The sequence below is a fragment of the Parasutterella excrementihominis YIT 11859 genome, assembly GCF_000205025.1.
Lineage (GTDB): Bacteria > Pseudomonadota > Gammaproteobacteria > Burkholderiales > Burkholderiaceae_F > Parasutterella > Parasutterella excrementihominis.
On sequence record NZ_GL883759.1, the window covers coordinates 1 to 12,483 of the forward strand.

At 49.4% G+C, this 12,483-nt stretch carries 10 protein-coding genes, 1 tRNA gene and 1 CRISPR repeat array; of the genes, 9 read left to right on the forward strand and 2 right to left on the reverse strand.

Translation table 11 applies throughout. The annotated features are described in order from the left end of the window. Positions 1–70: 70 nt before the first annotated feature. The 3 genes from ispH to HMPREF9439_RS11200 are packed head-to-tail and all read left to right on the forward strand — an operon-like array spanning position 71 to position 1,982. Entirely contained in the window at positions 71–1,027 is a 957-nt protein-coding gene (ispH, locus tag HMPREF9439_RS11190) for a 4-hydroxy-3-methylbut-2-enyl diphosphate reductase (RefSeq protein ID WP_008811701.1), read from the forward strand. Continuing rightward, positions 1,005–1,481 carry a methylated-DNA--[protein]-cysteine S-methyltransferase gene (locus HMPREF9439_RS11195; protein WP_008864946.1) on the forward strand — a complete coding sequence of 159 codons (477 nt, stop codon included), beginning with the start codon at positions 1,005–1,007 and terminating at the stop codon, positions 1,479–1,481. Before ispH ends, HMPREF9439_RS11195 begins: the two co-directional genes overlap by 23 nt. Positions 1,482–1,490: 9 nt before the next feature. Further along, on the forward strand, positions 1,491–1,982 hold the full coding sequence (locus HMPREF9439_RS11200) for an aminoacyl-tRNA deacylase (protein WP_008811703.1): 492 nt from the start codon (positions 1,491–1,493) through the stop codon (positions 1,980–1,982). 115 nt (positions 1,983–2,097) lie between these two features. Here the strand turns inward: HMPREF9439_RS11200 and tsaD are convergent, their stop codons facing one another. Together tsaD and HMPREF9439_RS11210 are read right to left on the reverse strand one after the other, a co-directional pair. Continuing rightward, positions 2,098–3,132, reverse strand: a complete 1,035-nt coding sequence (gene tsaD, locus HMPREF9439_RS11205) for a tRNA (adenosine(37)-N6)-threonylcarbamoyltransferase complex transferase subunit TsaD (protein WP_008811704.1) — start codon at positions 3,130–3,132, stop codon at positions 2,098–2,100. A gap of 44 nt (positions 3,133–3,176) precedes the next feature. Then, entirely contained in the window at positions 3,177–3,866 is a 690-nt protein-coding gene (locus HMPREF9439_RS11210) for a hypothetical protein (RefSeq protein ID WP_008864947.1), read from the reverse strand. 269 nt (positions 3,867–4,135) lie between these two features. Here HMPREF9439_RS11210 and rpsU point away from each other — a divergent pair, with 269 nt between their 5' ends. The 6 genes from rpsU (at position 4,136) to HMPREF9439_RS11240 (ending at position 11,392) form a co-directional block, all read left to right on the forward strand. Continuing rightward, a complete protein-coding gene (rpsU, locus tag HMPREF9439_RS11215) occupies positions 4,136–4,348 on the forward strand; it encodes a 30S ribosomal protein S21 (RefSeq protein ID WP_008811706.1) in 213 nt (70 codons plus the stop codon). 30 nt (positions 4,349–4,378) lie between these two features. Beyond that, positions 4,379–4,825 (forward strand): GatB/YqeY domain-containing protein, encoded by a 447-nt coding sequence (locus tag HMPREF9439_RS11220; protein ID WP_008864948.1) that lies wholly within the window; start codon positions 4,379–4,381, stop codon positions 4,823–4,825. A 108-nt stretch (positions 4,826–4,933) separates the two neighbouring features. After that, positions 4,934–6,883, forward strand: coding sequence for a DNA primase (dnaG, locus tag HMPREF9439_RS11225; RefSeq protein ID WP_008864949.1), 1,950 nt, complete (start codon positions 4,934–4,936; stop codon positions 6,881–6,883). Between the two features lie 2 nt (positions 6,884–6,885). Next, positions 6,886–8,199, forward strand: coding sequence for a Na+/H+ antiporter NhaC family protein (locus tag HMPREF9439_RS11230; RefSeq protein ID WP_008864950.1), 1,314 nt, complete (start codon positions 6,886–6,888; stop codon positions 8,197–8,199). A 351-nt stretch (positions 8,200–8,550) separates the two neighbouring features. Continuing rightward, positions 8,551–10,995 carry an RNA polymerase sigma factor RpoD gene (gene rpoD, locus HMPREF9439_RS11235; protein ID WP_008864952.1) on the forward strand — a complete coding sequence of 815 codons (2,445 nt, stop codon included), beginning with the start codon at positions 8,551–8,553 and terminating at the stop codon, positions 10,993–10,995. A 320-nt stretch (positions 10,996–11,315) separates the two neighbouring features. Beyond that, positions 11,316–11,392 (forward strand) — tRNA-Ile (locus tag HMPREF9439_RS11240). Positions 11,393–11,639: 247 nt separating this feature from the next. Beyond that, positions 11,640–12,394: a CRISPR direct-repeat array (repeat unit 29 nt; unit sequence GAGTTCCCCGCGTAAGCGGGGATGAACCG). Positions 12,395–12,483 lie beyond the last annotated feature (89 nt).

Below are 12,483 nucleotides of genomic sequence, written 5' to 3' on the forward strand. Positions count from 1 at the left end.
TAGTACAAATAATTGAGAAACCTTTAATTAATATGTAAGAACATTTGATCTGTTTTTTCCGTTAAAAAATATGAAAATTCTGCTGGCCCAACCAAGAGGCTTCTGCGCCGGTGTTGATCGCGCGATTGCGATTGTCGAAAGAGCACTTGCAGTGCATGGTGCGCCGATCTACGTCCGCCATGAAATCGTCCATAACAAACACGTGGTTAATTCACTGAGAGAAAAAGGCTCGATTTTTGTAAATGAAATTGACGAAGTGCCTGACGGTTCGGTTCTCGTGTTTTCCGCACACGGCGTACCGAAATCAGTTGAAGAAAAAGCCAGAGCCCGGGATCTGACCATTTACGATGCGACCTGCCCTCTCGTGACCAAAGTTCATATGGAAGTCACCAAGATGCATAAGCAGGGCTACCGCATCATCATGATCGGACATGCCGGCCACCCAGAGGTAGAAGGGACGGTCGGACAGGTTGACTCGGAAATCAATGTCATTGAAAAACCTGCTCAGGTCTGGGATCTTGAGGTCGAGAACCCGGAAAAAGTCGCCTACGTTAGTCAGACAACGATTTCCTACGATGATGCCAAGGAGCTGATTCAGGAATTAAAAAAGCGCTTTCCCCTGGTTGCAGAGCCTAAAAAAGCAGACATTTGCTACGCCACCCAGAACCGTCAGGACGCGGTTAAAGAGTTGGCCCGCCGCGTAGATCTCGTACTGGTGGTCGGCTCAAAGAGCAGCTCGAATTCCAATCGATTGAGAGAAGTCGCCGAAGGCGCCGGCACAAAGGCTTACTTGTTGGACGATGCAGGTGAAATTAATCCTGACTGGTTTGAAGGCATAGAAAGGGTCGGCATTACGGCTGGCGCCAGCGCCCCGGAAATCTTGGTCGACGAAATCGTCGAGAAACTCAAAACACTGGGCGCCGACGAAGTCGGAACCATGACCGGACAGCAGGAAGACGTGAAGTTCCCGCTGCCGAAGGGCTTGTGGAAGAAGGACTTGGAGAATGCTCGTGACAATCAAAAGTAATCAGGCTTGTTTGAATGCTCCGTTCGGTTCGATCCTTTTGACATTTGAAGGTGATGAGCTTGTCAGATGCGAGTTGTCTGAAGAAGCTGTCGAAGAAGATCTCGGAAGTTTTGCCGAACATAAGGCGGTTAAGGCCCTGAAGTCTTATTTGGGAGGCAGTGTACAAGCCTTGGACAATTGGAAGCCCAGTGAGGACGGCACGGAATTTCGCTGTCAGGTTTGGAAGGAGATTGCCAAGGTTAAAGCCGGTGATACCGTGACCTACGGACAAATTGCTGATAACCTCAACAGCTCTCCTCGTGCTGTGGGTTCCGCCTGCGGAGACAATCCGCTGCCGATTTTTGTCGGTTGCCATCGTGTTGTCGGAAAGAGCAATTTGGGCGGATTCGCGCATTCCGCCGACAATCTCTCAATAAAATGTTGGCTTCTCAAGCACGAACAGCAAAACATGTGAGGAGTTTGAATGAGTAAAAAAGAACATGTTTCTGCCACCCCGGCAACTATGTGGCTGAAGCAGCATAAAGTGCCTTTCGAAGACGGAATTTATGAATACGTGGAACACGGCGGCACGGCTCAGGCGGCCGCGTGTTTCGGTGTGGATGAACACAACGTCGTAAAGACGCTCATCATGCAGGACGAACATGAAAAACCGCTTGTCATCCTGATGCACGGTGACCGCGAAGTCTCCACTAAGAACCTGGCTCGTCAAACGAACCGTAAACATATCGAACCTTGCAAGCCTGCAATCGCCGAAAAAAATTCCGGCTATCAAGTCGGGGGAACCTCGCCGTTCGGTACAAAGAAGAACATGCCGGTCTACGTCGAAAAAACAATTTTGGGTTTGCCGTTTATTTATATCAACGGCGGCAGGCGCGGTTATAACGTCAAGATTGATCCGAAAGTGCTGAAGGATCAATTGGGCGCCGTCGAAGTCGGATGCGCGATTGAAAAGTAGTCTTCAGCAGTAAGTTTTGGAAAGATATGGAAAGAGCCGGGGTTTTTGATCCCGGCTCTTTTGCTAAGTACGGTATTTGCGGAGTTCGACCGGAATCTTCCGGTCCCCGCCGCCACTAATCGTTATCGTTCGGATGCTCCAGCGACCATCTCGGCTTAATAGAAAATCCGCCCTGTTTCTTATTCCTTAAATCTTTAATTTCCGCTAAGTGAGCACCTGCGGCAGCTGCAATCATCGCGCCGTTATCTGTACAAAGATTCTGGGGCGGGAAGAAGACTTTGACGCCGCGTCTCCGGCAGGCTTCCGTTAAACGAGCTCGAAGCTGTTTGTTCGCGCTGACACCGCCTGCGGCCACCAGCGATTTATTGCCGGTTTTCTTGAGTGCTTTCAGACACTTCGTCACCAGAACATCTGTGACGGAATCAACAAAGGCTCGCGCCAGATTGTTTTTGAATTCCTGAGACAAAGGCTTCGGTTCTTTGCGGACCGTGTTCATAACCGCTGTCTTAAGACCGGAAAAACTGAAATCCAAGTTCGGTGCGTGAATCAAAGGTCTCGGCAGCTCAATGGCGCCGGGCGTGCCTTTCTCAGCCAAAGCAGAGACGGCAGGACCGCCCGGATAAGAATAGCCGAGCGCCTGTGCCGTTTTATCGAAAGCCTCTCCGGCCGCATCATCCAGCGTTTCTCCCAGCAGCTCGTAGTCGCCTAAGGCGCGAACTTCCATAATTTGAGTGTGTCCGCCTGAAACAAGCAGGGCAACGAAAGGAAACGACGGTTTATCCTCAGCTAAAAGCGAAGAGAGAAGGTGTCCTTCCAAGTGATGAATACCGACTACAGAAATATTCAGCGCAAGCCCGATACCGTAAGCCACGGAATTTCCGACGAGGAGTGCCCCGGCAAGTCCCGGACCTTCCGTAACAGCAACGGCATCCAAATCCTGCGGTGTCTTACCGGCTTTTTTCATTACCTCGTTGAGCAAAGGAATAATGCGGCGAATGTGGTCGCGGCTGGCAAGTTCGGGCACGACGCCGCCGTATAAACGATGCATTTCGATTTGCGTATGAAGTGCATCTGCAATAAGACCTTTGTCCGTGTCGTAAAGGGCAACACCCGTTTCGTCACAGGAAGATTCAATTCCGAGGATCAGCATTCTCTTTGTCGTCGAAGGAAATAAGCTAAGTTCAAATTTTAGCCTTACTGAGCCTTGTGGGTGCTGTAGTAGATATCGCGGGTTACGATGGCAAATGCATCGTCTGCCGTTGAGTCGCCGCAAAGTTTTTGTCTGACTTCTTCACTGATCTTCACAAATTCATCGTAAGTCGGAACTTGTTCGGAAACGGCAACGCCTCTGGCATTGAGATATTTGCGGCTCGGACCGTCCAAAGGAAAATATTTAGTCGGGCAGACCCAATACATACCCATGGTCAAGTTGAACTTGATCCCGTACTGATGACGCGTCATCTCATTAAAGAGACCGGCAACCTGATCGTTCTTGCCGAAAAGGCCTAAGAACAAAGTCCACAGATTATTAATGTCCTCTTTGGTCTTGCCGTCCTTGAAACCGAAAAACATCGAGTTTTCGTTGTTGAGCGGAGAAACGCCGTGGAAGTCCGTCGGTGAAGGCTCGTCAACTTTAAAGAAAATTTTGAAACTCTTTGCAACTTCAGCTTTCTTTTCCTGAGAGATGTGACGGTTCATCACGCCGAAGACCGTGAAAGGATCGATATCCGTCAGCTTTTTGTGGTTCGGACCATGAAGGTAATTCGTTTCTTCAGGAAGTGCTGAATAAAGCCAGGTTAAGAGTTCCTCCCTGCGGTCGGAGTACGCACAAAGTTTTCGTGCGGCCGCAGGATTAAATTTTGTCCATGAGTAATCATTGTCCATTTTTCTGCTCCTTCAGCAAAAGAAGAATCTATTGTGGGTCGCGAGAAAAATAGGTGCCGCGTTATCTGCTCAAATCGATCTTTTCGGTTGAGAAAACGACCGTCTTTCCGCACTCTCGGGTCAAATAAATTGTTACTTAAATGAGATAGTTAAGGCACGGAAGTGAAAAATGCATTAGAATTGCTGACTTTCGAGTAGGGGAAGGCCTGTGCATTCCGCGTACTCAACCAAGAAACTATTTTTAAACAGTTATTTAGTTTAGGTGCTCGATGCCCACAATCCGTGTTAAAGAAAACGAACCTTTTGAAGTAGCTCTTCGTCGCTTTAAGCGCACGATCGAAAAGAGCGGTCTTTTAACTGAACTTCGCGCTCGCGAATTCTATGAAAAACCGACTGCTGAACGCAAACGCAAAAAAGCTGCCGCTATCAAGCGTCACTACAAGCGTCTTCGTAGCATGATGCTCCCGAAGAAGCTCTACTAATTCTTCAAGCACTTCAAAACAGAGGCAGTTATGAGTTTAAAAGACCAGATCACCTCTGATATGCGCGACGCGATGCGCGCTCATGACAAAGAGAAACTGAGCGCGCTTCGTATGCTTCTTTCTTCGATCAAACAGAAAGAAGTCGACGAGCAGATCACCGCAGATAATGCTGTCATTCAGCAGATCATTGCAAAATTGATCAAGCAGCGCAAAGACTCAGTTGAACAATATCTGGCCGGGAATCGTAAAGATTTGGCTGATAAAGAGTCAGCGGAAATTAAGACGTTCGAAGTCTATTTGCCCGCCCAGCTTTCTGATGAAGAAATTCAGAAAATCGTTGATGAGGTTGTGACTTCCGCCGGACTCAGCGGCTCGGCCGCCATGGGCAAAGCCATGGGAATGATCAAGCCGAAGGTTGCAGGCAAAGCTGACATGGGCAGAGTTTCCGCACTGCTTAAGGCAAGACTGGCTCAGTAAGCTGGGAGATTTTATAAAAGACGTCCTGCGGGACGTCTTTTTGTTTATAGCGGCCGGATCTTTCAAAACAGTTTCCGTCCCCCGCCTTTTCTTGTGAGAGTTTGATTCTTGATCGCACAGTCTTTTATTAAAGAACTGCTTGACCGAGCAGACATTTACGAGGTCGTCAACCGAAGAGTTCCTTTGCAGCAAAAAGGAGCTTCGGCCTGGGCATGCTGCCCTTTTCATAATGAAAAAAGTCCCAGCTTTTCGGTGAACCGCGAACGCGGCTTCTATCACTGCTTCGGCTGCGGAGAACACGGCAACGCCATCAGCTTCTTAATGAAGTATGAGAATCTTCCGTTTGTCGATGCGGTCGAAAAACTTGCCTCCGAATTCAGCATGCAGGTTCGCTATGAAGGCGGCGCACCAAAACCCAAGAGCGGTAAACCGCGTTTGTCCGAGATTATGCAGAGGGCAATGGAGTTTTACCGCGATAAATTCAACAGCGACAAGTTCTCACAAGATTATCTCCATGACCGCGGACTCAAAGACGAAACCATCGAGCGTTTCGGAATCGGTTTTTCGCCGGATGCCTGGCATAACTTAGACGCCGTCTTCTCTCCTGATCTCAAGCCCTTGCTGTTAGAGGCCGGTCTTCAGCGAACTGGTCAAAGCGGAAATGTCTACGATTTCTTCCGCAACCGCCTGATGTTCCCGATCCGCAATATTCGCGGACAAGTCATTGCATTTAGTGCGCGAACCATGATCGGGGAAGAGCCTAAATACATCAACACAGGCGACACTCCGATTTTTACGAAAGGCTCCGAAGTCTTCGGTTTGTACGAAGCGCGCAAAAGCATTCAGGATAAAAAGCGCGTCATCGTGGTCGAAGGCCAGATGGATGTGATTCAGCTTTCTCAAGCCGGATTCGGAGAGGCCTGTGCACCACTGGGTACAGCGATTCGAGCTGAGCATATTGAACGCCTTCTTAAGATGACCGATCACGTCATTTTCTCGTTTGACGGAGATGCGGCAGGGCGTAAGGCGGCAAAGCGCGCGATGGATTTGTCGCTTCCGCTCTTGGATGATGCTCAGAAAGTCAGTTTTGTGTTCCTGCCCGAGGGCGAAGATCCCGACAGTTTGGTCAAGAAGTCCGGCGCTCCCGCCTTCGAAGAGATGCTCAAAAAGGCGCTGCCGCTTTCCAGTTACCTGATTGAAGCATTGTCTCAAGGACTGGATTTAGCCGTTCTTGAAGACCGCAACGCATTTATTGAAGAAGCATCTCCGCTCGTTCGTAAGACAAAAAGTCCGCTTCTGCGCGATGGCTTAATCGAACGTTTGAGCACGGCAGTCGGCTATAAGAATTCCGACGAACTCCGTAAATATTTCGGTTTTCCTGTGTTGCCGCCGGCGGCTCCTCAGAGACCCAGCGGCTTTGGCAATCAGCGATACAGCTTCGGAAGAGGCTACGACCGGTATAAGACGCCGCGGATTCCGACGTCGACCGGACGAAGTATTCCTCCGAAGGCAGACGCCCCTTTAATGGCACTCCTAAGAAACTTTCTGCGTTTTCCTCAGCTGGCCCTGGAATTTGAAGGCATGCTCGCCGAGCAGCTGTCTGAGAGCAATTCTCCGGTTTCGGAATTGTTGTTCAAAGTGATTGAGCGAGTGACGCACGAGGATGAGAGCGGCCACACGCTTGCCCAGTTCCTGGCTGACCTTCCGGGACCTGCCGATGAAAATTTCGAAAAAGAAATGGATTCGGCCCGTTCAATGATTTCCACCTTCTTACTGGAAGAGGGCATTGATTCGGTCATTCGAAAAGGGCTGAGTCAAGGACAGATACTTCAAACACCGCTGGAAGCAGCGCGATTGGAATGCCGCCGTATCCTTCTTCAGATGGAGCTGAATCGCGTCGAGGTGCAGCGTCGGGCTTTGTCGACAAAGGGCAACTTAGATGACGCTGACAGAAAAGTTTTCAGAGACTTGATGCAGCTCGATCAGGATCTCCAGAAAGAAATCAAATCCATTGATGCGGGTATTAACGATATTCTGCTGAGAAAACGAGAGAAGTAAGAATGTTAGAAGTTCTGACAGTCGGCAGTTTTTGCGCCTCTCTTTTTTATTGTCTCTTCACAGGCACATCGATCCTCTACGCGCTGATTTTCGCGTTTTTCCTTTTCTGCGGCTATGCCCTTTATCGCGGCTTTAGCCTGCAGGAAATCGGAAAGGCTTGCCGTCAAAGCATTGCCAAGATCAGCAACATCATCATAGTGATGCTCTTAATCGGAGCGTTGACCGCGTCCTGGCGAGCCAGCGGAACGATCGCCTACCTTGTCAGCTATGCCTCCGAGATCATTTCTCCTTCTTGGAGTCTCCTGGGCACCTTTATTTTGAATGCCGCCTTGAGTTCTCTGATCGGGACTTCTTTTGGTACCGCGGCAACGATGGGTGTAGTTACCATGTCGCTGTGTGTCGGTATGGGCGTCTCTCCGTTTTGGGCCGGCGGAGCTGCTCTTGCCGGTGCATATGTAGGAGATCGCTGCTCTCCGGTATCGACCAGCGCGCAATTAGTCTGTGCTGTTACCGGTACGGAGCTCTATAAAAACATTAAAAATATGCTGAGGACTGGGTTGATCCCGTTCCTCCTTGCGTGTCTCATTTACTTTTTTGTAGGAAACGGGCAGGGCGCCCAAGCCGCGGATATTGACCTGACAAAACTTTTTAGTCAGGAATACATTCTGTCTGCTTGGACCTTGATTCCGGCCATCGTTCTGTTAACGATGGTCATGCTCAAGGCCGACATTAAGCTCACTATGATCGCGAGTATCGCATCGGCTTTCGTCACAGCGCTTTTCTTGAGAGATTTAGGTTCTATTGAACTTTGCAAGATTTTATTCAGCGGATATCAGGCAGCTTCCCCTGAAGTGGGGCGTCTCATGAACGGCGGCGGAGTTCTTTCGATGATTCAGGTTTGCTGCATCATCTCTATCTCCTGCACGTTTGCCGGGATTTTTGAGTTGACGGGGATGCTGAGACGTTTAGAAAGCGGCATTGCTTATCTCGGTGCGAAGGCAGGCGTTTTCCTGACAATTACGCTGACCGCCTTGGCGACGGCTGCTTTATCCTGCAACCAGATGCTTGCAGTTATTTTGACCGAGCAGCTTTGCAATAAGATCCAGCCGGATAAAATCAAAATGGCCGCTTCATTGGAAAACACCGCAATTGTCATTGCCCCGTTGATTCCATGGTCCATCGCCGGTGCTGTACCTGTGGCAACGATCGGCGCGCCTCAAAGCTGCGTTATTGCAGCGGTCTTCCTTTGGATGCTTCCGGTATGGGGCATTCTCGTCGAAAAAGTTCTTCGCAAAACCTACCCGACATTCTCCTAAGCTGATTATCAAAAAACTCCTCAATTTGCGACGAATTCGCAAAAATTAAGGGAAGGGCCTTGACAGGTATGGTAAAATTACCTTACCAAAATAGTCGGTAGGGCTATTTGCGCGCCCAGGAGATCGAGGATAGATCGGAGGCGCTTTAAAAACCCTGAAATTGAGTCGGGTGTTGAAGGATTTACGTATCGGTCCAACGCTATGGCCGCTGAAATTTTTTGCTTCCTTCGACCGGCCGTTTCAGGTTAATTCGTTAAAGACAGGCGGAATTTTACACGAGCAGTTTTGCGGTGCATTTTTTCCGCTTTTGTTTTTTCGATCGTTTGATGCGTAGTCATCATAAGGTGGAACATGGCAACAGCCAAAAAAACAACTAAGAAGACAACTACGAATGCAGGCGCTGATACTACAGAAAAAGTAGGAGCAGCCGAAACTACTGCAGCAACCAAGACCGCTGCAAAGAAAACAGCCGCTAAAACAACGGCAACGAAAGCTACAGCTGCAAAGAGAACTCGTACTCAGAAGGCAGCTGCTGAAGAAACGGTTGCCGAAGTGACGGCAGAACCGGTTAAAAAAACGACGAGAAAGGCATCGGCGGCTAAAGCCACACCTTCTAAAGCTGCTGAAGAAACCCCCGTAAAAAAGACAACTCGAAAGACAGCAGCTAAATCTGCCGCAGCTGACGAAACTGCTGGCGAAGCCGTAGCCGCAAAAGCTCCTGCTAAGAAAACAGCTGCTAAAAAGACAACGGCAAAGGCAAAACCTGAGGCCAAACGCGGCCGTCCCGGCAGAAAAGCAAAAGTTGAGACAACTGAGGACGACTTGGTTGGTGATAGCGACGACGACTCCATCGATGAAGAAGTCGCAATCGCTGAGTCCTATGTTCCGCCGGCTTCTGTTCGCGGAAAAGGCAAGGCACGTGACAAGGCAATGAAAGAAGCCTTGAACCGTAGCTATGCTCATCATGAAGAAGACGATAAAGAAACTCGTTTGAACAAGCTTAAGGCGTTAATTCGCATGGGTAAGGAAAGAGGCTATCTGACTTACTCTGAAGTTAACGACCACATGCCGGAAAATATCGTCGATCCGGATCAGATCGACCAGATCATTTCGACATTGGCTGACTTGGGTATTCAGGTTTACGAACAGGCCCCGACCGCAGACGATTTGCTCATCGGCGATTCTGTTCCGACTGCCAGCGACGACGCAGCGGAAGAAGAAGCTGAAGCTGCTTTGGCCACCGTCGACAGCGAATTTGGCCGTACGACTGACCCTGTCAGAATGTATATGAGAGAAATGGGTTCCGTCGAGCTTCTGACTCGCGAAGGCGAAATTGAAATCGCAAAGCGAATTGAAGACGGCTTGAAGCACATGGTTCACGCTATTTCCGGCTGCCCGACAACGATCGTTGCTATTTTGGAAGACGCTGAAAAGGTCAGAAACGGCACAATGCAGATCGACCAGATCGTGGACGGCTTGGTTGACGGTTTGGATGAAGAAGCCAGCGAGCAGGTGGCTGAAGACGACGAAAGCACGGACATTGGTGCTTCCGGTATGACGGCAGGTCAGATTGACGAACTCAAGACAGTCGTTCTTGCCAAACTCGACCACTGCAAAGAGCTTTATCAAGATCTGAAGCATGCCTACGAGGCTGAAGGTTACCGTTCTCCTGCCTTTATTAAGGCCCAGGATGCAATCCAGGAAGAACTGCTTTCTCTGCGCTTTACAGCTAACACTGTTGAACGCTTGTGCACCATGCTGAAAACGCAGGTTGAAGAAGTTCGTAAGTACGAAAGCCGTATTTACGACATCGTCGTCAATCGTGCAAAGATGCCGCGTGAGCTGTTCCTCAAGGAATTCCTTGACAACGAAACGAACTTGGCATGGTCTCAGGCAATTGCTGAGAGCGATAAGCCTTACGCAATCGACGTCAAACGTAAGCTTCCTGAAATTCAGCATCTCCAGCAGCAGCTTCAGAATATTCAGAATGCTGTAACGCTGCCTCTGAAGGATCTGAAGGACGTTTACAACCAGATGGCAACCGGTGAGGCTAAGGCTAGAAAAGCTAAGCGCGAAATGACCGAAGCTAACCTTCGTCTGGTGATTTCTATTGCTAAGAAATACACCAACCGCGGTTTGCAGTTCCTCGATCTGATTCAGGAAGGCAACGTCGGCTTGATGAAAGCTGTTGATAAGTTCGAATATCGCCGCGGATATAAGTTCTCTACTTATGCCACATGGTGGATTCGTCAGGCTATTACGAGATCTATTGCTGACCAGGCCAGAACCATTCGTATTCCGGTTCACATGATTGAAACCATCAACAAGATGAACCGTATTTCTCGCCAAATCCTCCAGGAAACCGGTGTTGAGCCGGATCCAGCAGAGTTGGCTGAGAAAATGGATATGCCGGAAGATAAGATCCGTAAGATCCTGAAGATCGCTAAGGAACCGATTTCTATGGAAACCCCGATCGGTGACGACGAGGATTCGCATCTTGGAGATTTCTTGGAGGACTTCGGAACTGTTGCTCCTGCGGAAGCCGCTCAGCAGTCCAGTCTTACCGAGATCACTAAGGAAGTTCTGGATTCTCTGACTCCGAGAGAAGCCAAGGTTCTAAGAATGCGTTTCGGCATTGAAATGAGCACCGACCACACGTTGGAGGAGGTCGGCCGTCAGTTCGATGTTACTCGTGAAAGAATTCGTCAGATTGAGGCCAAAGCCCTTCGTAAGCTTCGTCATCCAAGCCGTTCGGATAAGTTGAAGAGCTTCATGGAAGGCGGAAGCAATAACTAAGATTTAAAAACACGAAGTAGGGGCCGGAATTTTCCGGCCTTTGCTTTATCTGGAGTCGGACTGATTAACAGTTTGTTGTGCTATGTAGGTTCTTTTAGAACTCGGAGATGTTTATCTATGTTCGGCTAACTACGGAATTGATATAGAAGAGTTTTTTCTCGTGTCTCACTGGTTCCTGGTTCAAGTCCAGTTGGGGCCACCACCTTCTTAATTCTATTTATGACAACGCCTCAGTCTTTTGAGAAGGAAAGGTTAAAAACGAATCATTAGAAGTTCTGATAGAATTGCACTTCTGCACAATGGTGATCTCTTCATCATTAGGCCCCATAGCTCAGTTGGTTAGAGCAGTCGACTCATAATCGATTGGTCACTGGTTCAAGTCCAGTTGGGGCCACCACCTCATCTATTAAATCCAATTAATTGAAGTCAGGATGGAACAGATTCTGAACCCCAGCCTTCTGTAAACGTTATTATCCTCTTTCAGGTCAGCAGAGCATTTGTCTTTGAAATTAAATGGCTCTGAAATTTTCTAATCCAGGGAACTGTTCTTGAAATGATTCAAAACAGTCTCAGGGTTCTTTGCATATTTTTCCGATAGGAAATCTTTGCTAGAGTTAGTAAGGTGCTCTATGCCTTGTTTAAGTGAGTTCCCCGCGTAAGCGGGGATGAACCGTATGCGAAATCTGCACGCCTACCAGTTCTGCGGAGTTCCCCGCGTAAGCGGGGATGAACCGTGTCTTGACAATCGTGTATAGTTCGCTCGACAGAGTTCCCCGCGTAAGCGGGGATGAACCGGTTGAACGGATCGACTCGCTCCCACTCAAGCAGAGTTCCCCGCGTAAGCGGGGATGAACCGTCATGTTAACCTCAAAAGAAATTAAAGAATTAGAGTTCCCCGCGTAAGCGGGGATGAACCGAGGCCTTTGGCGGGCGCCGAATGTTTCCTGCTGAGTTCCCCGCGTAAGCGGGGATGAACCGCCAGTAACAGAAACAGTATCAGTAGCGAGTTCCCCGCGTAAGCGGGGATGAACCGGTACGGCGCACTGCCGAGTAAAGCTCATCGGTGAGTTCCCCGCGTAAGCGGGGATGAACCGAATCCGCCCACCAACCCATCTTGGATTCACCCGAGTTCCCCGCGTAAGCGGGGATGAACCGTCTCCGAGCCAGCTCGGATTGACTGACCTTCTGAGTTCCCCGCGTAAGCGGGGATGAACCGCATAGACAGTCGAGGCCAAAGAAACTCGGTCAGAGTTCCCCGCGTAAGCGGGGATGAACCGAAGAGGGCAAAGGAAAGTTTATGACAGGCAAAGAGTTCCCCGCGTAAGCGGGGATGAACCGGGTTTGGTGATTGGTGCTTCATCCAACGATGAGAGTTCCCCGCGTAAGCGGGGAGGAGCCTCGCTCGGCGTCGGCCTTATTCCCCTGTAAAGAGAGCTCCCGCGTGAAGGAGATGTACCGGTCTCTCAGATGTGAGCAAAAAGAGCCAAA